Here is a 23,721-nt window from a genome sequence, read left to right as displayed (position 1 = left end):
TGATTTGAGGTTAATGTACCAACAATAAAGCCAATTCTATTCCGTAGCGCCAACAATAGCGTCAATGACCCCTTCAACAACCCCGTCTAAAGGGATTGCCTGCTGGTTTCCGGTTCCGCGAAGGTCTTTGAGTTGAGCTTCATTCTTGGCTAATTCATCTGGTCCAATAATGACTGCATAGCTTGCTCCACTAGCATCTGCTTTCTTCATTTGCGACTTGAAGCTGGCCGTTTGACCATCGGCAGGACAAAACAGAATGACATCAATTCCCGCGCTACGCAGGCGTTCAGCGACAACCAAGGCGGTAATTAATGTTTCACCGCCCTGATGCAAGACAAAGACATCGCATTGCGCTTGGGGCTCAGGCAAGGAGCCCGATACCTTCATCAACTCTAGGACACGTTCCATTCCCATGGCCCATCCACAAGCAGTCGCTGCCTTGCCGCCCATCCGCTCAATCAAGGGATCATAGCGACCACCGCCAGCAATAGTGCCTTGCGCACCAAGCTCTTCGGTAATCCACTCAAATACAGTCAAGTTGTAATAATCTAGCCCGCGCACTAGTCTAGGATTAATTTTGCAAGGAATATTGTTCGCCTTAAGCAAGGTCTGCACACCTTCAAAATGCTTCAAAGACTCTTCCCCTAAAAAATCTAGGAGTTTTGGCGCACCCTCAATTAACTCCTGCATTGCTGGATTTTTGGAGTCCAGAATACGTAAAGGATTGGTACCTAAGCGTCGGACAGAGTCCTCATCCAGTAAATCTCGATGCTGCTCGAAATACACCACTAAGGCAGCGCGATGTTCAGCGCGCTCAGGAGCTTGTCCGAGGGAATTGATTTCTAAACGCACGCCTTTGAGACCAAGCTCATCCCAGAGGCGTTGGCCCATCAAGATGATCTCAGCATCAATGTCCGGACCAGCAAAACCAAGGGCCTCTATACCAAACTGATGAAATTGGCGATAACGGCCGCGCTGAGGACGCTCATGACGAAACATGGGTCCGCTATACCAAAGGCGCTTAGGACCCTCGTAGAGTAAATTATTCTCAATCACAGCGCGCACCAAGGCTGCCGTTCCTTCTGGGCGCAAGGTCAATTGCTCGCCATTCAGGCGGTCTTCGAAGGAGTACATTTCCTTCTCAACGATATCGGTTACTTCACCTATACCCCGCTGGAAAACAGCGGTCGCTTCGACGATGGGCGTTCTTAAAAATTCATATCCATACGCTCTAGTGAGATCACGAAAAACATGCTCAAGATGAAACCACTGGGCAGCATCGCCAGGCAAAAGATCATTCATGCCCCGTACGCCGTTAATTTTTTGAGCTTTAGGGGCTTTATCTGAAGAGGTTTGTTCAGTCATTGTTGCGCTTCGTTTCTTCTATTTTTATTTGGGTGCGTAATGACGCTGCACGTACTCGTCAACAATCACCTGAAAATCTTCAGCAATGCGATCGCCGCGTAAAGTTTTTACTTTTTGTCCGTCAACGAAAACCGGTGCTGCTGGAGCTTCACCTGTGCCAGGGAGTGAGATTCCAATATTGGCATGCTTACTTTCGCCGGGACCATTCACAATACAACCCATCACGGCTACGTTCATATTTTCTACGCCGGGATGGGATTTCTTCCAAAGCGGCATTTGTTGGCGCAAATAAGATTGAATATTGGCGGCTAACTCTTGAAAGGTGGTGCTCGTGGTTCTACCGCATCCTGGACAAGCAATCACCATCGGCGTGAAATGCCGCAATCCCATCGTCTGCAATATTTCTTGCGCCACGATCACTTCATTTTCACGGGGAGCGCCTGGATCAGGCGTCAGAGAAACGCGAATCGTATCGCCAATGCCCTCTTGCAAAAGAATGGCCATCGCCGCTGTCGAAGAAACAATCCCCTTGCTGCCCATGCCCGCTTCAGTTAAACCCAAATGCAAGGGGTAGTCTGAGCGCCTTGCCAAATCGCGATACACAGCCACCAAATCTTGTACCTTACTGACCTTACAGGAGAGCAAAATTTGGTTGGGATTTATACCAAGCTCAACTGCTTTTTCAGCAGACTGCAAAGCTGACTGAATCAAAGCCTCAATCATGACCTCTTGGGCCGTCTTGGGAACTGGCAAGGCAGCATTGCTATCCATGATGCTGGCAAGGAGGTCTTGATCTAGACTGCCCCAATTCACGCCAATTCGAATCGGTTTATCGTACTTACAAGCTGCCTCAATCATTTGAGCAAATTGGGGATCGCGCTTAGCGCCCTTACCTACATTACCTGGATTAATACGATATTTGGATAAAGCCTGAGCGCAATCAGGGTAGTCATTTAATAAGGTGTGACCGTTGTAATGAAAATCGCCGATCAACGGCACCAAAACATCCATCTTGTCGAGCTGTTCACGAATATAAGGAACTGCGGCCGCGGCCGCAGGCGTATCAACAGTAATACGCACCATCTCCGAGCCAGCGCGCGCTAATTCTTTCACCTGAATCGCGGTTCCAATTGCATCAGCTGTATCGGTATTCGTCATGGATTGCACGCGTACTGGTGCATCGCCACCCACGGTGATGATATTGGTCTTCCAAGCGATCGTTGCTTGACGTGTAGCCCGCTTTGCTGCTGGGCCAAGTGGTAAGGGAGACGGGGTAGAGAGAATTGAGCTCATAAAAACCAAAGGGAATTAAATGACCCTATCAAGAATCTAATTTGTCGAGCCACTGTATTGGCTGAATAATGTCGGCAGCATGCACGTCACGCTCGCGCACGCGAGTACGATCGATCACGTCACCTGCTAATTGTCCGCAAGCAGCGGCGATATCATCACCGCGAGTTTTGCGCACAGTTGCTACCATGCCGGCATTTAACAAAATATTAGCAAATGCCTGAATGCGTTGTGGCGGTGAACGCTTCAACCCAGATTCTGGGAAAGGATTAAATGGAATGAGGTTCACTTTGCATTTAATGCCATTGAGTAAACGCACCAGTTCTTTTGCCTGGACATCAGAATCATTCACGCCATCAAGCATGCAATATTCAAAGGTTAAGAAATCCCTTGGCGCAAAAGGCAGGTAGCGCTCACACGCTGCTAATAACTCCCTTAAGGGATATTTTTGATTGAGTGGCACTAATTGATCGCGCAATGCATCATTGGGCGCATGCAATGAAACTGCCAATGCAACGGGGCAGTCTTGCGCCAAGCGATCCATCATGGGTACGACACCTGAAGTAGAAACGGTGACACGACGTCTCGACAAACCATAGGCTCGATCGTCCAGCATCAAACGAAGTGCGGGAAGAACCTGATCGTAATTAAGTAGAGGCTCACCCATGCCCATTAAAACGACATTAGAAATCACCCGTCCAGTATGTTCCCAGCCAGGCGTTGGATAAGTCTCCATTCGACGAACGGCCATGGGATCGTTACGCAACAGATGCTCAGCAAACCACAATTGACCGATGATTTCACCGGAAGTGAGATTGCGTGAAAACCCTTGATATCCCGTTGAACAGAAGCGGCAGTTAACAGCGCAACCTGCTTGAGAAGAAATACAGAGAGTGCCTCGGTCATCTTCTGGGATAAACACAGACTCCACTGCGTTACCGGCGCCCACGTCCAGAAGCCACTTGCGCGTGCCATCATTCGCCTGCTCATCTCGAATCACAGGGAGAGAAACTACCTCTGCTTTTTCAAGCAAGGTGGCTCTAAATCCTTTAGCCAAATCGCTCATGTCGTTAATATTGGATACACCGCGTTGGTGAATCCATTGCATGAGTTGTTTTGCTCTAAACGGTTTTTCGTTTAGCCCCGCGACATACGCCGCCATCTGGTCAGCGTCAAAATCTAAGAGATTTACGCGCGGGGAGGTCAATGCGACTTCTTATGCTTTAAATGAAGAAGCGAAATTAACTATTAAAAACATTCATGCCGGCGAAGAAGAAAGCAACTTCTACAGCAGCTGTTTCTGGAGCGTCTGAGCCGTGAACTGCATTTGCGTCAATGCTATCTGCGAAGTCAGCACGAATCGTGCCAGCATCCGCTTTCTTTGGATCAGTCGCACCCATCAAGTCACGATTCTTAGCAATCGCGCCTTCACCTTCAAGTACCTGAATCATCACAGGGCCTGAGATCATGAAGCTCACTAAGTCTTTGAAAAAAGGACGGGCAGCGTGAACAGCGTAGAACTGTTCTGCTTCAGCCTGAGACAAATGTGCCATTCTTGAGGCAATCACCTTTAAACCAGCAGATTCAAAACGGTCATAGATTTTCCCAATGACATTTTTTGCCACTGCGTCAGGTTTGATAATAGAAAGGGTGCGCTCAATAGCCATGCAAAACTCCAAAAGTAATTTCAAAAATAGGTATTAAGTAAGTAGGAGAGAATCTGGGGGGAGCTTCCTACCCTTTCAGAGAATGCTACTTACTCAACAAACCCCCGAATTATACAATGCCCGACCGTATTTACCCTAAGTAAAGCCGTGCTAAGCCATTGAATTTAATAGGCATAACCCCATACTTTGTAGTCTTTTCTACTAAGAGCTATATATTTCCCCATTTTGTCTATACTTAGGGCCATAACCCTGATGGGTTCTTGTTATTCACTTGAAAAAGGGAGTCAATATGAGCGATCTTAACTCTTTCGGATTCGGGCAATCTGGCTCGATCACTACAGTTCAGGTGCGCAACCGCGTCCTGCGCAATACCTACGCCTTATTAGCGCTTTCCATGATTCCGACGGTGATTGGGGCATGGCTAGGTGTCGCAACTGGCTTCAGTTTATTTGCTGAAAGTCCATTTATGGGCTTTATCCTCTTTATGGCCATTGCTTTTGGATTCTTCTGGGCTATTGAGAAAAATAAAGATACTGGCTTAGGTGTTCTGCTCTTGCTAGGCTTTACCTTCTTCATGGGCGTCATGATGTCCCGCTTAGTGGGATACACCTTAAACAGCTACAGCAACGGCGCCTCACTGATCATGCTGTCCTTTGGTGGCACAGCGGCTATTTTTGCTGTCATGGCTACCATCGCCACGGTAAGCAAGAGCGACTTTGCCGGTCTTGGCAAATGGTTAATGGTGGGCGTGCTACTTCTGATTGTTGCCTCGGTAGCCAATATTTGGCTGCAGTTGCCTGCATTAATGTTGACGGTAATGGTGGTTGCGATCGGCATCTTTTCAGCCTTTATTCTGGTTGATGTTCAGCGCATCATCAATGGTGGTGAAACAAACTACATTATGGCCACGCTGGCAATTTACTTAGATGTCTACAACATCTTTACCAACTTGTTAGCCTTACTGGGCATTGTTGGCGGTAATCGCGACTAAGTAAGCTTGCGAAAACGACAAGGCGCTCTTAGGGGCGCCTTTTTTATTGGCAATTACTAACTACACAACTCAAAAACTGCCATCGATTCCACATGCGAGGTATGGGGGAACATATTGACAATACCGGCACTCTTTAATGTGTAGCCTGCTTGATGACACAAAATATCAGCATCTCTTGCAAGTGTTTTGGGATTGCAAGATACATACACAATTCTCTGTGGCAATAGATCACTTTTACTTTGATGCAGCTCGGCGAGTGCCTTACAAATCTCCATCGCGCCTTCACGCGGGGGATCCATTAGCCAGCGATCCGCTTTTCCCCACGAGGCAATCGTTTCAGAGCTGACTTTAAATAAGTCGCTCTGCATAAAATGCACTTTCTGCGTCAGTCCGTTATGTTCTGCATTCGCTTGTGCACGACTGGTGAGGCTGGCAAGACCTTCGATGCCCAAGACGCTATTTGAACGTCGGGCAAGAGGTAATGTGAAATTGCCAATACCGCAAAACAAATCAAGCACCCGATCGCTTGGCTTCATCTCCAATAAGCGAAGCGCCCTACTAACCAAAGATCGGTTCATAAGATGGTTGACTTGCGTAAAGTCAGCCGGTTTGAATGGCATCTCAATCTCAAACTCGGGTAAGCGATAGCAAAGCTTGCCGGTAAGTGGATGAAACGGTGCAACAGTTTCAATGCCTTTGGGCTGCAACCAAATCCAGACATGATGTTGCTCAGCAAATTCTCTGAGAAGAGCCTCGTCCTCCGGATTAAAGGGTTTAAGGTGTCTCAAAACCAAAGCGGTCACTGGCTTTATTTTCAGCGGATCATCCGATTGGGGATCTTCAGCCTCACCAACCGCGAGTTCAATTTGCGGAATGAAATCGACTATCGACATCCCCATCACTAACTTACGCATTGCTGGCAAGAGATGCGAGACATGCTTTGGCATAATTTCACAGGCGGTCATATCGGCTACATAACCACTCTTAGCCTCATGAAAACCCACCAAGACAGTTCCCTTTTTGATTGAGCGGTTCACCACGCTCAGACGGGCACGATGACGATATTCCCAAGCGGGCCCGCCCATAGGTCTTAGCATTTCTTCAGGGGCTACTTTAGCAATATGCTTTAGATCATCCTCAAGGACGCGTTGCTTCATGGCAATTTGGGCGCGCACATCTAAATGCTGCATGGTGCAACCACCACATACTCCGAACGCCTTGCACTTGGGCTGCGAACGAAAGACCGCCGGCCGAATCACCTGACGGACTTTTGCTTTATTAAAACGCGCTCGTTCACGCGTAACGGTGTACGTCACCATTTCCGTTGGTAGCGCCCCCTGAATAAAGATTACCTTCCCACTCTGCCCAAGCTCAAGCTCGTGCTCAGTCGGGGTTAGGCGCGCAATTCCTTGCGCCTCTAAATCTAGAGACTCTACAAGTACCGCTCCCAGCGCCTCAACTAGCATTAGGTGCAAAGCCAGCTAGGTATTCTTGCCATTGAGCACCGTTTGGCTCTAGGGCTTCTTTAGTTAAATAGGCTTTAACAAAATCAATCTCTTCTCGGTATTCCGCTAGAGAGAAACCACCACGCAGTAACTGAAAGCGGCAGTACATTAAGTAGGTGTTCACCACATCGGTTTCACAATAACGACGGATATCGTTTAGCTTCCCCTCCTGAAAAGCGGGCCAGACTTGGCTGCCATCCATTCCCATCTTGCCTGGAAATCCACAGAGTTTAGCCAGGCCGTCTAGAGGGGCGTTCGCTCTCCCATTAAATTTAGCTAACAAATCCATGAGATCTAAATGGCGCATGTGATAACGACTGATGTAATTATTCCACTTGAATTCACGACTATCGTTTTCTTGGCTCTCACCCATTTCCCAATACCGAGGTGCCTGAACATGATTTACTAGCGCGCGGTAGTGGAGCACGGGCAAGTCAAAACCACTACCATTCCAAGATACCAATTGGGGAGTGTACTTTTCCACCAAATCAAAGAAGGTTTGAATGAGGACGCTTTCGTCATCCTCTAGAGCGCCAAGAGTGCCCACTTTAATTTGAGGGCTGCCATCTTTACTTGTTCTGCGGATCACACAAGAAATCGCCACAATCCGTTGCAGATATAAAGGCAAAAAATCGCTGCCGGTTTTTTCCAGTCGATCGGCCATCGCCTTGGTAGCCACTTCCGCATCCGTCAACGTCACCGGAAGATTTTCGAGCCGACGCAAACCCGCTACATCGGGGATGGTTTCGATATCAAATACTAAAACGGTTGCCATAGGGCTTTCATCAACAGCAACGTCTCGCGCTGCTTATTGCAAATAGGCGGTTGGATTGACGGGCTTGCCGTTTACACGCAACTCAAAGTGCAACTTAACCATAGTGGTATCGGTGTCGCCCATCTCGGCGATCTTTTGACCTTTTTTAATCGTGTCACCCTCTTTCACCAAGAGGTTGCGATTGTGCGCATAAGCAGTGAGGTAGGTATTGTCATGCTTAATAATGATGAGGTTGCCATAACCACGCAGACTGTTGCCAGCGTAAACAACCTTACCATCAGCGGCTGCCATGACTGGATCGCCTAACTTACCAGCAATATCAATACCTTTAGTTTGCTCGCTGTAATCATTGCTGACCTTGCCCTTGGCAGGCCATGACAAACGAATTCCTGGCTCAGCGACCATTTCTTTGGAGGCGTCGGCCTTTGGAGTGTCAGCCTTAGGCACATCTTCATTGGCTGCTGGCCTTGAGGCTGGAATGGACTTCACCGTTAACTTTGAGACGGCCGGGGGGCTGATTAAGATGAGATCACCAATTTCGATCTGATTTGGGTTGGCCAAATTATTCCAAGCAATCACATCCCTAGGTGATTGGCCGTTATCGAGGGCAATGCGCGCTAAGGTGTCTCCCTTTTTGACTCGGTAATAACCTGGCGGGGCTGGTTCAACTGTCGAGCTTGTGCGATCAACCACAGTTGCCGGCTTGGCTCGAGGTGTTGAGGAGCAAGCCGACAAGCCCACCATGGAGGCGATTGCCATCAAGACGATGGCAAGCTTCAAGGGCAATAAAGAAGTCAGCTTAGGGGCTAAGTGGTAATTTTTCATACTATCCCCGATTGTAAAGGCACGAAAAAGACCCCGTCCAGTACCGTTCTTTGATAGCGCTGAGAACTCATTCGCTCCACCATTACCAACTGCTGTTCTTGCTCATTTTTGACAACTGGGGCAATTAAGCGCCCGCCAATCGCCAGCTGATCGAGCAATGCATCCGGAATTCCCAATCCTGCAGCAGCCAAAATAATGCCGTCGAAAGGGGCTGCTTGGGGTAAGCCTAAAATACCGTCACCATAAATCAGGCGCAAATTATTGATCCGAAAAGGACGTAATTTTGTTCTTGCTAAATCATGTAGCGGCCGAATCCGCTCAATTGAATACACTTCTTCCGCCAAGAGACTTAAAACAGCCGCCTGATAACCGCAGCCTGTACCAATCTCAAGGACCTTACCCAGTCGATGACGCGGTTTGTGTAGAAGCTCAATCATGCGCGCTACAACGGATGGCTTGGAGATGGTTTGCGAATGGCCAATCGGTAAGGCAGTGTCTTCGTAAGCCTGTGGGTGCATGCCGGCATCTAAAAAAGCATGGCGCGGCACAGTCGCAATCGCTTCCAGAGTTTTATGATGCTTAATCCCTGCAGCCAATACTTTTGCAGCTAAGGCCTGTCGATGGCCGGCAAATCTTTCCGCCGCTGGCCTCAACCGCGATCCCAACCATTTTCACGCATGGCTGCAATGCGAGCATGGTGTGATAAATCTAATTGCATTGGGGTAATGGAGATGCAGCCTTCGTCAATTGCGTTAAAGTCGGTGCCCGCAGAACTGTCTTTTGCGTTGCCCGCTGCGCCAATCCAATAGATTTCATCGCCACGCGGACTTTTTTGGACAACTACTGGCTGAGAGTGGTGACGGTTTCCTAAGCGGGTAACACGCCAGCGATACAAATCAGCATAAGGACGGTTGGGAATATTGACGTTGAGCAATGTGGCATGACCTTCGGTGCGTGCGAGCTTGGATACCAACATTTGCGCTACAACATCATGCGCTGCCTTAGCGGCATCTTCAATCCGACTCCAGCCTTTATCAATTTGGGAGAAAGCAATACCGGGAACCCCAAACATCACACCCTCAACTGCGGCTGCTACGGTGCCCGAATAAAGGACATCTTCACCCATATTCTCGCCCTGATTGATCCCAGAAATAACGAGATCAGGCTTTTCCTCAAGAAACCCAGTCATGGCAATGTGCACGCAGTCGGTTGGGGTGCCGTTAATAAAAAGGAAGCCATCACGCTCACCGCCAGCGACTCGATGAATCGAGAGCGGGCGCGATAAAGTCAAGGAATTCGATGCGCCGCTGTGGTTTTGCTCTGGGGCAATCACTGTGATTTTCCCTAGCGGACGTATCGCATTGACCAACGCAAGCAGTCCTGGGGCTAGATAACCATCGTCATTCGATATTAATATATGCATTCAGCGATTATCCAACTTTTTCAACTAAACCCCAGTCAAAGGCAATTTAATGGCGCCTTTGCTCCCTAGTGCGAATCCATGCATACAGAACGGGCAACACAAGCAAAGTAAGCAATGTGGTGGTGATCATGCCGCCAACAATCACCAAAGCTAAGGGCCGTTGCGCCTCCGAACCGATAGAGTGAGACAAGGCTGCCGGCAAAAGTCCCAAGCCCGCCAGCAAAGCGGTCATTAATACCGGACGCATTCTGAGGGATGCGCCCTCAACAATGGTGTCCTTGATGCTATTCGTATCTGATTTGGCTAGCTTATTAATATAAGAAATGAGAATGACGCCATCTTGGATGGCAATACCAAACAGCGATAAGAAGCCAATTCCCGCAGAGATACTCAAAGTTTCACCTGTCAATAACAAGATCAAAATACCGCCAATCGCTGCAAAGGGGACATTTAATAGCACTACGAGCGCGTCTCGGAAATTACCGAAGGCGCTGTAAAGCAATAAGGCGATCGCCAACAACGTCAAAGGAACAATTGTCATGAGCTTCCTCTGAGCAATCTTCATTTGATTGAATTGACCATCCCAGGTAATTCGGTAGCCATTTGGCAAAGAAACATTTTCATCAACCAATTTCTGCGCCTCGGCTACTGCCCCACCCAAATCTCTGCCGCGCACACTGAACTTAATGGCAATATAACGACGACCAGACTCTCGGTAAATGAAGAAAGGTCCATCAGAAATCGAGACGTTCGCCACCATGCTTAATGGCACTGAATTTCCATCTGGAGTGTCAATGAGCAAACTAGCAATAGACTCCACATCGTCGCGACTATTTTTAATTAAGCGGATCGCCAAGCCAAATGTTTTTTCATTCTCAAGCACATTGGTAATGGATGCGCCGCCGATAGAGTTCGCTACCAAAGCCTGGACATCACTGACATTGATACCGAAACGCGCAGCACGCTCGCGATTGATTTCCACATTGAGGGTTGGCTGACCTAATTCAGTAAAGATACCTTCATCAGCAATTCCATGAACCTTGCGCAGTTGCTTAATGATGTCTTTTGCTTGCTGGTCAAGCACTTCCAAATCGTTACCAAAGATTTTGACTGAGTTTTCACCCTTCACACCAGAAAGTGCTTCATTCACGTTGTCTTGAATGTACTGTGAGAAGGTGTAATCCACACCAGGCAATTCATTTAAATAATTTTCGAGACGCTTTACCAATGCTTTCTTACTGGCGCCAGGCGGCATATCCTCAGGCGCTTTAAAGTACAGGCCATACTCCTGATTAAATACGCCAGTCGAGTCTGTACCATCATCCGGTCTACCAATCTGCACAGAGACAAACTGTATTTCAGGTTGGTTTTTAAATTCTGCCCGAATTTTGTCAGCAATCTGCGCTGAGTATTTAAGATCTACTGTGCTCGGCAAGGTAATCCGAACCCACAAATTATTTTCTTCCAAGGTGGGCAAAAACTCTGTACCTAATTGGGTGGCACTCAAAATAGTCACAAGACCTAAGCCGATTGCTGAGAGCAAAACCTGCTTTGGACGGTCTACTAACCAGCGTAGGAATGGCTTATATACGGCCAATAACTTATCAATAAATACGGGGGGACGATGCTCTCCACCCTCTTTAAAGATATAGGAGATCATGGCGGGCACAAAGGTCAGACTCAAAATAATCGAGGCTAATAAGGCAAAGCCCATGGTGAAAGCCATTGGTCTAAAGATAATTCCTTCAACCCCACCCATGAGAAACAAGGGTGAGTACGCCGTAATAATGATGCAGGTTGAGAAGACCATGGCTCTTTGAACTTCGCTTGCGCCCAGCACAATGCTTTGCTTCAGATTGGTGCGCCTGTCTTCAAGGTGACGCATGACGTTTTCCATCACGATCACCGCAGCATCAACAATCACCCCAAAATCAATTGCCCCCAAAGAAATCAAATTCGCAGGAACCTTAAATTGATCCATATTGAAGAATGACACGCACAGCGCCAAAGGAATGACGGCTGCCACTACAGCGGCTGCTCTAAAGTTCCCCAGGAAAATGTAGAGAATGATGAGTACCAAGGAGATACCAAAGAACAAGGTGTGTTTAACCGTGTCGATCGTAATATCCAGCAGTACTTGGCGATCGTAAAAAGGGTAGACATCAATTCCAGGGGGCAGGATAGAAGTATTGATTTCTTTGATCTTGGCTTTGACCCGATCGAGCACCTCAGAGGCGTTTTCGCCACGCCGTAAAAATACAACCCCTTCTACGCCATCAGCAATATCCTGATACTGGAACATGCCTTGACGCAGGGTGTGACCCACCTGAACATCGGCGACATCACCAACCCGAATAGCCACACCGTTATTGACTGCAACAACAATGCTTTTCATATCCTCGATAGTGCTCAAGAGGCCAACTCCACGAACCACCAACTGCTGCTCGCCAACAGGTAAAAGGCCGCCACCAACGTTCACATTGGAATTGGTAACTGCGGTGATTAACTGCTGGAGCGTGACGTTCTTGGCTAGCAGACTACTAGGTTTGATAATGATTTGATATTGCCGCGTTTGACCGCCAAATGATGAGATATCGGCGATGCCCTGCACATGCTTTAATTCTTTATAGACTTCATAATCCATGAAAGTCTTCAACTGCATAGATGATGCATAAGTGCTTTCAAGTGCGAAGCGCATGATCTCACCAGTCGCATCTGAATCAGGACTCATGGCAATATTTGCGCCCGCTGGCAAGGTCAAGTTATTTAAATAACTATTAATTAATTGACGCGCCTTAAAGCTATCTTCGCCCTCCTTAAACTTGACGGTAACTACGGATAGCCCAAACAAAGAGACGGAACGAAACACCTGCACTCCCGGGACACCGGCTAAGGCATTCTCTACAGGAATCGTAATTTGTTGCTCAATCTGAGCTGTACTAGCCCCAGGCCACTGCGAAATTGCTTGCACAGTCAATGGCGCTACACCTGGATAAGCCTGCAAGGGTAACTTCAGAAAACTGGATATTCCTGCAGCCAATAAGCCGACTGCCAGAAAGACAATCAGCAGCCTTCGTTTGAGGACCTCATTGATATTCATTAAATGACCTAGTCTTCTTCACGCAGGAAACGCTGGTTCAGGAGGGTTGCCCCCTTTATCAGCACATTCTGGCCAACAGTTAAACCGTCAGTCACCGCAAATTCTTGTGCGTTCAGATCAAAGCCATTGATAGGCAAGCGACGATAGCTATCGGGTCCGGTTTTAATGATCACGAAACGCAAGTTACGCGCTTGAATGATGGCAGTCGATGGCAAAGTAATTGCGGGTGTTTTGCTGATTTCGAGTTTGCCGCTCACAAACATTTCTGGCTTTAATAAACCATCGCTGTTATCAACTTCACAGCGCACAACTAAAGCATGCGTCACCGGATCGATGGTGGCACCAACATAGTTAGCCTTAGCAATAAAATCTCGCCCGGGAAAGGATTCAACTTTTAAATGAAATACATCACCCACTTTAATTTTGCCGACATCTTGCTCATAGACATTTCCTAAAAACCAAAGGTTTTTGGGATCTGCAACTGTAGCCAAAATATCGCCAGTATTTAAGAATGCTCCGGGATCTACCGCGCGCTTAATCACCACCCCGTCAATCGGCGTCCGAATAGGAAACGTCGGTGTAGCTTCACCGCCATTTTTAAGACGCACAATATCTTCATTGCTGGCCCCAAGAACACGTAAACGATTGGCTGCCGCCTCTAAAGTGAACTGAGCGTCCTCATACAAAGAGCCAATTTGTGCTTTTTGCAAAGTAGAGAGCATTCTTGCCGAGAGAATATATTCCGTTTGCGCCGACACATAATCTGGGCTGTAAAAGTCAGCAACCGCCTGCCCCTGCTTCACAAACGCGCCATCAAAAGCGTAAATACGCTCAACTCGACCGGGGGCGCGCGCAGAAATCACTTTGAGGCGCTCTGCATTAAAGGCAAGCTTACCCGGAACAGATAGGGACACTGGGACGTTAGACTCAAGGCTTTGAGCGAATTCGAAAACCTCAGGAGCCAGAATCACTCCAGGCAGGCTGATATTAATAATGCCTGCTTTATCGACTGCCACAATTTTTTGGCTCTTTAATTCATTGCCTTTATTAGGAGCAAGCATTTGACCAAAAAAGACGCCAATCAATAATGTGGCGACTAAATAAGCGCCTGATTTCATCTTAGGTTTAGCCCACTGCTCACGCGCTTTGACTTCCACTTGCTTCAACTGCACTTTTCCTTTAGTGAGCAAAGGATCAATAGTGGGTTTTATTTTGTCTAAGAATTTTTTTAACATGACGATTAAACCTATTCAATGGGGTCTTTGCCTGCAGAGGCAAATAATGCTGCTTGAGCTTGCAATAAATTACTTTCAGCAAGGGCTAATTGAATTTCTAAAGCCCTTAATTGGGTTTGGGCAGTGAGCAGGTCTGTGAAGCCCTGACCATTATTGGCATATTGTGTAATAGCCACACGGTAAGCTGCATCTGCTTGCGGAACCTGACGATCTCTTAGGAACTCAAAATATTTTTTGGCTTGTTCATAAGTGGCATATGCGCTACCTACCCCCAAAATAATCTGCTGCTTAGTAGCCACATCAGTCGATTCAGCTGCCGCTTGGTTGCGTAAGGCTTGCTCTACACCGTAACGCTCTTTGATAAAGAAATACAGTGGAATAACAATATCGAATTCAAATTGATAGTACATAGCGCCATTGTTTGAGGTCAATGGTCCGCGTGGCGTGTAAGAAGTTGCAATTACCTGAAAGTCTGGCAGGTAGGCGGCCTTGGCTAAAGTCACCCCTTTTTTAGCAGCATCGAGCTGTAACGTGGAGCTCTTCAAAATTGGATGCGAAGTTTCAGCGAAGGATTCAAGTTCGATAAGTGAGGGCACCTTACCCATGGCAGTTTTGGTATCGCCAGTCAGCACCAGCTTATCGCGCGGATCACGACCGATGAGCGCATTAATATTTTTATAAGCAACAACCAGCTGTCTTTCTAGATTAAATTTATCCGACTCTGCAGAACTTTGAGCTACTTGCGCATTGAGATACTCAACGTAAGCGGCAGCATGATTGGAATAACGCGCCTTGGCAATATTTTTAATCAACTCAGTACGCACCACCGCATCACTTAAAACCTTCAATTGCTTTTGCGCAGCCAAGGTGCCGTAATATAAAGTCGCTAACTGGGAACCCAATTGCAAATAAAGATTATCGTTTTGCGCCTGCAACGATTCGGCTTGTTTATCAGCAATATCTGCGGCAAGACCTTTCTTGCCAGGAAACTTAAAGGGCTGCGCAAAGGAGTAACCATTTTGACCGTTTGGATTGGTACCTGCGGTACCCAGTGCAAATGCAGAACCCGTAGGCATGCCTGACCAAATTAAACCGACTTGTGGATTATCTGGCGCGGCAATTTGCGGCACAGTGGCCTTGGCCGCAAAATAGGATTCACGCGCCGCAATCAGTTGAGGATTATTGGCACGCAATTCATTCCACAACTGACGCAAATCCAAGTTATTGGGATTGAATTTTTGATTAAGGCTTTTTGAGTCTGCCAAAACCTTTTTTGGCTCCATCGCCTTAGGTACATAAGACTCACTGCTTTGGGGTGGCGCTGACAACTCTACATCTTTAAAAATTTCAACCGACGAGTTACCCTGTGCCATCGCGCTGCAAGCCATCCCATTGCCAGCAATGACAAACCAAACACTCAATGACATGTTTGCAATTCGGGGCTTGCTGGTATTTCTATTGATCAATGGTGCCTCGAAATAGTAAAAATAGTAGATTTTTGCAAAATTTGTCAAATTCAAATATTGACCAAATTATAGGATAGATAAATGAAGTGTCTTTTTTCTTACAAATCAAATGCCTTTGGTCATTAAGGGGTTGTTGTAGCTCACCGGTTTGCTTAAAAAAGCCTGCTTTATCAATGACGCGCCTTGTACAAACGGGATACACAAGGCTTCCTTAGAATTCCGCATGAATACGATATGAGAGGATATTTACTGGTCCACGAGCAGAGTTGTAGGCCGGGTTAATAATATGTTGATAGTTTGCAGCCAGCAAGACTCCTTTGGTAACAAGGAAGCTGTAGTAAATCTCACTGATTTGCTCGGGCTTGTAACTTAGCGACTGGTTGGGGCCGGCGTATGGGGAGGGAGTGTCGCCAACAAAGTTCGAAATGCCGCCTGCTTGCAAATAGGCTCTTCGATTAGAAGAAATGCCGTTGAGCATCGTGGAAACTCCAATAGTATCTTTGGGTCTTCCCCAGCGATCGCCGGTAATTCCCGCTCCGATTGAGAGTGAGTTGTCCGCCTCTGCAAACGACATCGTTTCCGTATGCCCATCGGAGGTGAATGCCCTCATGTAAACCCCCAAATCCTTAGTCAAGGCTTGCTCAGCATTGATACCAATACCCGTCTTGATTTGCATTCCATTGCGGACATTAACAAGTGCTTGTGTTCCTTGCGCATTATTTGCAATCACGTAATTGGTTGCATCGGTAAAGCGCGCCATCGTCATGCGGTTGCGATAACCCAATACGCTGACCTTCCCGGGTAGGTCGCCAATAAAGTGACCGCGCTCTACTTCGATTTGGTCGCCATAGGCTGAAAAAATATGCCAGTTAATGGGTTGCGCATTGGGGGTTGCGGGCGTGGTCATGCGCGATGCCCGAAATACCCAATTATCTTGATACCACTCACCTGCCAAGCCCCAGCCATAACCCCGTGAGTCAGCTGCATAATCGTAGGCCAAGTAAGTCATGTTGCCCCAGTTCATAAACTGAACGCGCGGATCTTTGGCATACCGACTATCGTCAAAGATATCTAAGGTAGCAAATTGCCCCGCAGTAAATACAAAGCGATTGCTGCTCACTATCTGACTAATTTGATTAGCCTCATTCTCTAGCTCAACTTGCTCACCCTCTAAGTTGACTGTTTGCCTTAAGAATGCGCGAGCAGAATAAAAGTGGGCCTGCGCTCCTTGCGCGCGGGTTGCTTCACCATTACTAAATCCACCAAGGCCCGCTAAAGATGAAAAGGGAACTCCCGATACAACCTCTGGATTGAAATATAGGTCGGTATTGGGGGTCAAGCGCGCACCAAAAAATAAGGTTCCTGACCAGGTGTAGCTCATTGACTTATCGGGCAACAAACTATTTTGCCCTTGATAAGGTGAATTAAATGGTTTGTAGCGCTGATTAATATAGGTAGTTTGCCCATGTACATTGGCGGGCAAGCCTAGAAAGATTCCTTCTGTAGGAATACCGTTAATCTCTTGATCCACGCTGGCAATTTGGTCCGCGTCTGAACCCGCCTTTTGAGCCAGTGCGGAGAATGAACACAAACAACACAGTAGGATAAAGAAATGCTTGAGGATCATTCGAAATAAGGATTTGCTGGCTGCTAGGCCAAATTAGATATGCGCACTGCTTAGGTGGCAAACTTGTAGCACTTAAATATATCGGTCTTTTGTTACGGTTTAATGAACGGGCTCATTTGAATCCGCTTAACGCCGATCCATTAAGGCCCTTGCTAAGGTGCCCGCGTCCACATATTCCAGCTCGCCTCCAACAGGAATTCCTCTGGCAATGCGGGTGACTTTGATGCCCTTGATTTTGAGCACCTCACCAATGTAATGCGCGGTAGCCTCGCCTTCGCTAGTGAAATTCGTGGCTAGAACCACTTCTCTCACGGGTATGCCAGTGTCAGGCTGTTCAATACGACTCAAAAGGCGATCAAAATGAATTTCATTGGGTCCCATGCCATCCAAGGGGGAAATCCTTCCCATCAACACGAAATAATTTCCCTTAAAACTTAAGGTCTGCTCAACCATGACTTGGTCGGCCGGTGTTTCCACAATACATAACAATGAGGGATCTCGGCGACCATCCTCACAAGTACCGCAGATCTGAGTTTCTGAAAAAGTATTGCACCGCGCGCAGTGACCGACGGTCTCTACCGCCTCACCTAATGACTTAGCCAAAATTGCCGCACCATTGCGATCATGTTGCAGTAGATAGAAAGCCATCCGCTGCGCTGACTTAGGCCCTACTCCTGGCAGAACTCGTAAGGCCTCAATCAAACGACTGAGCGCATCTTGTGGAACTTCTTGACGCGCCATTAAAACGGTAACTTAAAGCCAGGCGGCATTGGCATACCAGCAGTTGCCCCAGACATCACTTGCGCACTGGCTGCTTCAACTTGCTTAAAGGCTTCGGTATAGGCTGTCACGATCAGGTCTTCAAGCATCTCGCGATCATCCATTGCGTCGGCATCAATTTGCACGCGCTTCATTTCATATTTTCCAGAGATAGAGACCTTTACCAAGCCGCCTGCGGCTTGACCAGTCACTTCGAGCGCGGCTAACTGATCTTGCGCTACCTTCATCTTCTCTTGCATCTGCTGGGCTTGTTTCATCAAACCTGCAAGGCCGCCTTTCATCATCGCTTTATCCTTATGAATATGTGTTGTGTACGGAATGTCTTTTAAATCGGTTTAACGGAACCGCCAACCACTTTGGCTCCAAACTCTTTTTCAAGTTGCTGAATAAAAGGATCTTGCGCAATCAGTTGCTCTGCATTCTGTCTTTTTTCTTGATGTATCTGCGCATCTACCTTGGCTACTGTCTTGCCTTCCACTTCACCTTTTTCAATCACGATTTTGCAAGGCTTACCAAAGTGGGCGCTTAGCGCATCCGTTAAACGTCCGATAGAGGCTTCGGATGCCAACTGCGGCATCGGCGTCACAATAGTCGCGCGCACTTCGGCTGGCGAATCATTCCACTCAAGCAACTCCGTTTGGAATGCCAACTGCTGCACCATGCCACGCACGGGTAGCTGGCGCATCAGCGCATGCCAGTCGGGACGACCAGCTGAACTTGCTGTTGGTATTGTTGGTGCTGGAGGAGTTGGTGCTGCCGCTGATTGAGGCTTCACTGATGGCGCCACTGGAGCCGCTGGCGCAGGTGGGGCGCCAGCGCTGCGAGGCTTTACTGGCTCACTACTTTGACCGGGACGAAAGGCCAGCATACGCAGCAGCGTCATCGCGAAGCCTGTTTGCTCATCAGGGGCAAGTGATAAATCAGGACGACTCGTAATGGTAATTTGGTAGAAAAGCTGAGCTTCCTCTTTAGTCAGTAATCCTGCCAATCGCAAAATTTCTGCTGCTTCTGGCCAATCTGCTAAGACCGATTCCGGCACGATTTGCGCTGCGGCAATCTTTTGAATTAGACTCGATAGATCCGCTAAGGCCAATGAGAAAGACATGCTGCGCTCTCCCATCTCATTGCTAATGGCCAAGAGACTCGCACCATCTTTGGCAATTAAGGCATCCAAAATACGAATCAGGTAAGCATCATCCAAAGTGCCTAACATGCCCCGTACCGCTGCCTCAGAAATTGTGCCAGCTGCATACGCGATTGCTTGATCGGTTAGGGACAATGCATCGCGCATTGAGCCCTGTGCCGCTTTAGCCAGTACACGCAATGCGTTTGATTCATATTCAACTGTTTCTGCTGCTAACACTTTCTCTAAGTGCTCCACAATCAAGGGCACTGGCATCTGCTTGAGATTGAACTGCAAGCAGCGGGACAAAATCGTGACTGGAATCTTTTGGGGGTCGGTGGTAGCAAGAATAAATTTGACGTGCTCAGGCGGCTCTTCCAAAGTCTTGAGCATGGCATTAAAGGCGTGATTGGTGAGCATATGCACCTCGTCAATCATGTAAACCTTGTAACGCGCATTACTGGGCGCATAGGCGGCCTTCTCTAGCAAGGCGGCAATGTCATCCACGCCGCGATTACTAGCAGCATCCATCTCGATATAGTCAACAAAGCGCCCTGCGTCAATCTCGAGACAAGCGGGACATTTACCGCAAGGTTCAGAAGTCATGCGCCCTTGGCCATCCGCACCAGTGCAATTGAGGGCTTTGGCCATAATTCGGGAAATGGTGGTCTTACCTACTCCCCGTGTACCAGTAAACAGCCACGCGTGGTGCAGGCGACCCTGATCTAAGGCGTGGGTTAGCGCCTTAACCACGTGGTCTTGACCTACCAATTGGGAGAAAGTTTTAGGGCGCCACGAACGGGCTAAAGCCAATGCTGTCATGTCCTACATTCTAACAAGCTAAAATAGAATTGGATGGGCCTCCCCGCATGGTGGTTTGGACAACCTGGTCAGGTCGGGAACGAAGCAGCCAAACCCAATTCTGTCAGTGCCGGGGGTCGGGCTCATCCACCCCCCTCTTTTAATACCCAAATGCGCTTTTTCAATGTGTTTGTAGACTTACTCGGCTCTCAAAGTGGATACTTAACGGGTGCATTACCCCTTATTCACTACCTTAAAGACGCTCTATGACCCAAGCTATTATTTTTGATGTTGAAGCCACCGACAAAAAAGAGGCCGTCATTATCGAGGCCGCCTCTCTGGATGTCACTTCATTGAGCCCCTTGGAGGTTGGCAATCCTTGGGTACAAAGGTACAACCCTGGTAAACCCATTAGCTTGGGCGCCCTCGCGACGCACCACATCATGGATGAAGAGTTGGTGGATTGCCCGCCCAGCCAGTCATTTGCCTTACCAACCACCACGCAGTACCTGATTGGCCACAACATCGATTTTGATTGGGAGGCGATCGGTAGTCCAGACGTAAAGCGGATCTGCACCTTGGCGCTAGCCCGTAGCCTATGGCCGGAGCTCGACAGCCATACTCAAAGTGCTCTGCTGTATTGCTTTGAAAGAGCAGGTGCTAGAGAGCAATTGCGCAATGCGCACAGCGCCTTAGCGGATGTTTGGATTTGCTCAAAAATTCTGCAGCACATTCTGGATAAGCTTAAGCCAAGCTCTTTTGAGGCTTTATGGCAAATGTCCGAAACAGCAAGGGTGCCTACTGTTATGCCTTTTGGGAAACACAAAGGGGAGTTAATCAGTCAAGTGCCGGCAGATTACAAACAGTGGATGCTGCGTCAAGACAATGTCTCCGAATACTTACGTAAAGCGCTCACAGCCAAAGAGGCTCACTAAAGACCTTGCGACCTCCGCGAGGGAATAAGGAATCCGTGATTTCCTTATTCCCCTGCTAGGTCTGCTGCTTGATCTTTAAAAGTATTTACGATGCGTCATAGAGCGATTTGTGCGCGCTGGGCGTTTGGTGCTTTTCAAGACGGCGCAGTAAGACAAAATCATGATGACTGCGAGAGAGATGCCGTTGAAGTTGTTTAATAAGCTCATGTGTTGCTCCTGGTTAAGTTGCTTGCGATATCAATAAATAGTTATTGCACTACTGGTAATTCATCCCACCGAGTGGTGTAGTTGGGCGAGCGATTTCCTGATCGCATCACCCAATCTTGTTTTGTGCCTGCTGCCGCTGTGCGCAGAACCGTATTGCCAAATCGACCATTAATCGAATCCAGAGCCTTCATGAGCCCCGCTGATTTGCCTTTGGCTGCCACATCATCAAATAAAGATTGCTGGACGGTGGGTTTATCCGCCAAGAGGCTGAACATTACGCCCGCTTTTTTGTACTTAAAGCCACTGCAATAAATTTGCTTTAAACCTTCAATCGCTGCGGTCGTGAGCGTCAAGGTGTTATCGCTAGGATCTGCCAGTGGCACAACGACGCTTTGATGACGTTGTGGTTCGTGCGGCTTAAAGGGGTTCGTCTGAATAAAGATGGTGAGTGCGCCCGCTACAGAATGTTGACTGCGCAGTTTTTCAGCGCCTCTGGCGACATGGGTGGCTACTGACTCTGCCAGCTCGCTCATGGAGCTGACTGGCTTACCAAAGCTACGTGATGACACAATTTGTTGCTTGGCGGGGGTAACCTCTTCCAATTGCAAGCAAGAAACGCCACGCAATTCATAACAAAGACGCTCCATCACCACACCAAATTGTTGGCGCAGCGATTGCGGGGAAGTCTGCAGTAAATCAAAGACGCTATAGATATTTAAAAGGTGCAACTTCTTGGCGATACGCTTACCAATACCCCAGACTTCGCCAACCTCGGTCTCGGTCATCCATTGATAGAGCTCTGCCTTAGGCATGGATTCCACATCGCATACCCCTGCAAATTGCGGATGCTTCTTCGCCAAGTGATTAGCCAGCTTTGCCAAGGTTTTACTAGCGCCGATCCCGACACAGACTGGAAGACCCGTAGTATCTTTCACGGTCTGCTTCATCAGGTGACCTAAGTGGCTGGCATCCGGATAGTGTTTAAGCACAGTCTCGATTGCCAAAAAACTTTCATCAATGCTGTAGACCTCTAGGTTGGGTGTGAATTTTTTTAATACCTCAACCACGCGGCTACTCATATCGCCATACAGTGTGTAGTTCGATGAATACGCCACAATGCCGTGCTCTTTCGCGAGATCTTTCAGCTTGAACCAAGGCGTTGCCATCTTCACGCCCAAGGCCTTGACTTCCGCGCTACGCGCTACCGCACAGCCATCGTTATTCGAGAGCACCACCATTGGCACGTCTTCCAGTTTGGGCTGAAAAACCCGCTCACAAGAAACGTAAAAATTGTTCACATCGACAAGTGCAAATAGTGGAGTCGTCATCTTATTTCCCCCCTCTGCTACTGGCATTGCTGTATTTGCGAACCACGCCCACCACTACACCCCAGATTTGCAGTTCACTACCCTCGTTAAAGGTAATCGGTTCATAGCGGGGATTTTCAGGTTGCAGCTCAATACGGCCACGCATTTGGTAGAGGCGTTTGATGGTGTATTCCCCATTCACAACGGCGACCACAATGTCTTTATGTTTTGGCTTGAGTGCCTTATCGACCACGACCTTGTCGGCATCACAGATTCCCGCTCCCAGCATTGAGTCCCCCTTGACGGTGAACATGAAGGTGGCGGGCTTGTTTTGTACTAAGTAGTGGTTTAAATCGAGGCCTTCTTCGGCATAGTCCGCCGCTGGGCTAGGGAAACCCGCAGACATCCGATGACTCAGGAGTTTGCACTCAAAAGACTCAAAATGCCCTGCCAAGCCTTGTGGGGCCTGACTCAGGGTCTCATCGAAAACGGGGTTTTGAAGTGCTAGAAGTGCCATAAGTTCTAATATACTGTATATCCATACAGTATATCAATAGCTGGCACCGATTTTTTTAAGAACCCGCTCTCAGACGGCAGGCATTGTCGTTTTTTAGCTTCCCACTAAGACAAAACCACCCGTAGGTGGCTTTGGTTCAGCAAAAGGCAAAAGCCAAAAGCGCGGGGTCATCTAAAAAGGTATTGGAGGCGTACACCCCTGCACGAAAAAGCCAAGTTTGCAGCATTTCAATCAGATTGGTGATGCGCCCCATCCCGCTCTTATCCGCCTAAGAAGTCCGTTTTACCAATAGCGACACCATGATGGCGCAAGATATCGTAAGTCGTGGTGACGTGGAAATAGAAGTTGGGAATCAGCCAAGTCAACAAATATTGCGCGCCAACAAACTCAAAGTGATACGTCTGAATCGAGAACTCAATTTTTTTCTCTTCAGTGCCGTCAATCTGCTCTGGCTGAATGCTCTGTAGAAACAAGAGTGTTTTAGTAACGCGCTCTCTTAACTGAGCAAGTGTGGTTTCCTGATCATCGTACTTAGGGGGCTCGATTCCGGCTAAGCGCGCCATCCCATTCTTGACTTGATCACAGGCAATTTGCACCTGCTTTGACAGGGGGAACATATCGGCGATCAGGCGGGACTCGACTAATTCTTTTTCATCCATCCCCTTGCTAGCCGCGAATTCTTCTCCCTTTTGCAGAATAACTAACAGGTTATTGAGCATCTTCGCAAATTGCGGAGCAGATGCTTGGTACATTGAAATTGCCATGATTACTTTCTAAGGAGA

21 protein-coding genes, 1 other RNA gene and 1 pseudogene are annotated in these 23,721 nt (G+C 48.0%); 3 read left to right on the top strand and 20 right to left on the bottom strand.

From position 1 onward, the window contains the following. Window positions 1–36: 36 nt before the first annotated feature. Genes hisS through ndk form a run of 4 tightly spaced genes read right to left on the bottom strand, consistent with a single transcriptional unit; the run spans window position 37 to window position 4,322 of the window. Window positions 37–1,365, bottom strand: coding sequence for a histidine--tRNA ligase (gene hisS, locus CP950_RS09280; protein ID WP_096674654.1), 1,329 nt, complete (start codon window positions 1,363–1,365; stop codon window positions 37–39). A gap of 24 nt (window positions 1,366–1,389) precedes the next feature. Beyond that, window positions 1,390–2,658, bottom strand: a complete 1,269-nt coding sequence (gene ispG, locus CP950_RS09275; protein WP_096674653.1) for a flavodoxin-dependent (E)-4-hydroxy-3-methylbut-2-enyl-diphosphate synthase — start codon at window positions 2,656–2,658, stop codon at window positions 1,390–1,392. A 28-nt stretch (window positions 2,659–2,686) separates the two neighbouring features. Continuing rightward, the gene (gene rlmN / locus CP950_RS09270; RefSeq protein WP_096674652.1) at window positions 2,687–3,862 is read right to left on the bottom strand and encodes a dual-specificity RNA methyltransferase RlmN; all 1,176 of its coding nucleotides are present in this window, start codon (window positions 3,860–3,862) and stop codon (window positions 2,687–2,689) included. 34 nt (window positions 3,863–3,896) lie between these two features. Continuing rightward, entirely contained in the window at window positions 3,897–4,322 is a 426-nt protein-coding gene (ndk, locus tag CP950_RS09265; RefSeq protein ID WP_096674651.1) for a nucleoside-diphosphate kinase, read from the bottom strand. 289 nt (window positions 4,323–4,611) lie between these two features. Here ndk and CP950_RS09260 point away from each other — a divergent pair, with 289 nt between their 5' ends. Then, window positions 4,612–5,313 (top strand): Bax inhibitor-1 family protein, encoded by a 702-nt coding sequence (locus CP950_RS09260; RefSeq protein ID WP_096674650.1) that lies wholly within the window; start codon window positions 4,612–4,614, stop codon window positions 5,311–5,313. A 56-nt stretch (window positions 5,314–5,369) separates the two neighbouring features. On the opposite strand, the gene rlmD is transcribed toward CP950_RS09260, so the two are convergent. From rlmD to dnaX, 12 genes and pseudogenes are all read right to left on the bottom strand, one after another. Further along, complete coding sequence (gene rlmD / locus CP950_RS09255) at window positions 5,370–6,779, bottom strand: 23S rRNA (uracil(1939)-C(5))-methyltransferase RlmD (RefSeq protein WP_096674649.1); 1,410 nt, start codon at window positions 6,777–6,779, stop codon at window positions 5,370–5,372. Next, window positions 6,769–7,593, bottom strand: a complete 825-nt coding sequence (locus CP950_RS09250) for a 3'-5' exonuclease (protein ID WP_096674648.1) — start codon at window positions 7,591–7,593, stop codon at window positions 6,769–6,771. Before CP950_RS09250 ends, rlmD begins: the two co-directional genes overlap by 11 nt. Before the next feature lie 33 nt (window positions 7,594–7,626). After that, window positions 7,627–8,418, bottom strand: a complete 792-nt coding sequence (locus CP950_RS09245) for a peptidoglycan DD-metalloendopeptidase family protein (RefSeq protein WP_096674647.1) — start codon at window positions 8,416–8,418, stop codon at window positions 7,627–7,629. Further along, window positions 8,415–9,038: pseudogene (locus tag CP950_RS09240) on the bottom strand (protein-L-isoaspartate(D-aspartate) O-methyltransferase); the annotation flags it as partial. The pseudogene CP950_RS09240 and the gene CP950_RS09245, both read right to left, overlap by 4 nt. Before the next feature lie 29 nt (window positions 9,039–9,067). Beyond that, window positions 9,068–9,841 (bottom strand): 5'/3'-nucleotidase SurE, encoded by a 774-nt coding sequence (gene surE, locus CP950_RS09235; protein ID WP_096674644.1) that lies wholly within the window; start codon window positions 9,839–9,841, stop codon window positions 9,068–9,070. 46 nt (window positions 9,842–9,887) lie between these two features. Further along, on the bottom strand, window positions 9,888–12,941 hold the full coding sequence (locus CP950_RS09230) for an efflux RND transporter permease subunit (protein WP_096674642.1): 3,054 nt from the start codon (window positions 12,939–12,941) through the stop codon (window positions 9,888–9,890). Between the two features lie 8 nt (window positions 12,942–12,949). After that, window positions 12,950–14,176 carry an efflux RND transporter periplasmic adaptor subunit gene (locus tag CP950_RS09225; RefSeq protein WP_096674640.1) on the bottom strand — a complete coding sequence of 409 codons (1,227 nt, stop codon included), beginning with the start codon at window positions 14,174–14,176 and terminating at the stop codon, window positions 12,950–12,952. Window positions 14,177–14,187: 11 nt separating this feature from the next. Then, window positions 14,188–15,603, bottom strand: a complete 1,416-nt coding sequence (locus tag CP950_RS09220; protein WP_096674638.1) for a TolC family protein — start codon at window positions 15,601–15,603, stop codon at window positions 14,188–14,190. A 250-nt stretch (window positions 15,604–15,853) separates the two neighbouring features. Continuing rightward, the gene (locus tag CP950_RS09210; RefSeq protein ID WP_096674634.1) at window positions 15,854–17,269 is read right to left on the bottom strand and encodes a carbohydrate porin; all 1,416 of its coding nucleotides are present in this window, start codon (window positions 17,267–17,269) and stop codon (window positions 15,854–15,856) included. 126 nt (window positions 17,270–17,395) lie between these two features. Then, window positions 17,396–18,010, bottom strand: coding sequence for a recombination mediator RecR (gene recR, locus CP950_RS09205; RefSeq protein ID WP_096674632.1), 615 nt, complete (start codon window positions 18,008–18,010; stop codon window positions 17,396–17,398). Then, window positions 18,010–18,333 (bottom strand): YbaB/EbfC family nucleoid-associated protein, encoded by a 324-nt coding sequence (locus CP950_RS09200; protein ID WP_096674630.1) that lies wholly within the window; start codon window positions 18,331–18,333, stop codon window positions 18,010–18,012. Before CP950_RS09200 ends, recR begins: the two co-directional genes overlap by 1 nt. Before the next feature lie 41 nt (window positions 18,334–18,374). After that, window positions 18,375–19,994 (bottom strand): DNA polymerase III subunit gamma/tau, encoded by a 1,620-nt coding sequence (gene dnaX, locus CP950_RS09195; protein WP_096674629.1) that lies wholly within the window; start codon window positions 19,992–19,994, stop codon window positions 18,375–18,377. A 32-nt stretch (window positions 19,995–20,026) separates the two neighbouring features. On the opposite strand from dnaX, the gene ffs reads away from it, so the two are divergent. Then, window positions 20,027–20,124, top strand: an RNA gene (ffs, locus tag CP950_RS09190) — signal recognition particle sRNA small type. Between the two features lie 115 nt (window positions 20,125–20,239). Next, window positions 20,240–20,908, top strand: coding sequence for a putative quorum-sensing-regulated virulence factor (locus CP950_RS09185; RefSeq protein ID WP_096674627.1), 669 nt, complete (start codon window positions 20,240–20,242; stop codon window positions 20,906–20,908). Window positions 20,909–20,983: 75 nt separating this feature from the next. Here CP950_RS09185 and CP950_RS10125 read toward each other — a convergent pair whose 3' ends face one another. From CP950_RS10125 to CP950_RS09170, 4 genes are all read right to left on the bottom strand, one after another. After that, the gene (locus CP950_RS10125) at window positions 20,984–21,115 is read right to left on the bottom strand and encodes a hypothetical protein (RefSeq protein ID WP_272867617.1); all 132 of its coding nucleotides are present in this window, start codon (window positions 21,113–21,115) and stop codon (window positions 20,984–20,986) included. Between the two features lie 41 nt (window positions 21,116–21,156). Continuing rightward, window positions 21,157–22,443, bottom strand: a complete 1,287-nt coding sequence (locus tag CP950_RS09180) for a Y-family DNA polymerase (protein ID WP_243391978.1) — start codon at window positions 22,441–22,443, stop codon at window positions 21,157–21,159. A 1-nt stretch (window position 22,444) separates the two neighbouring features. Next, complete coding sequence (locus CP950_RS09175; RefSeq protein WP_096674623.1) at window positions 22,445–22,939, bottom strand: LexA family protein; 495 nt, start codon at window positions 22,937–22,939, stop codon at window positions 22,445–22,447. 260 nt (window positions 22,940–23,199) lie between these two features. Next, a complete protein-coding gene (locus tag CP950_RS09170; RefSeq protein ID WP_096674621.1) occupies window positions 23,200–23,703 on the bottom strand; it encodes a DUF1993 domain-containing protein in 504 nt (167 codons plus the stop codon). Window positions 23,704–23,721: the final 18 nt, after the last annotated feature.

This window comes from Polynucleobacter meluiroseus (assembly GCF_900205755.1).
Lineage (GTDB): Bacteria > Pseudomonadota > Gammaproteobacteria > Burkholderiales > Burkholderiaceae > Polynucleobacter > Polynucleobacter meluiroseus.
This window is presented reverse-complemented; position numbering and strand designations above follow the sequence as displayed.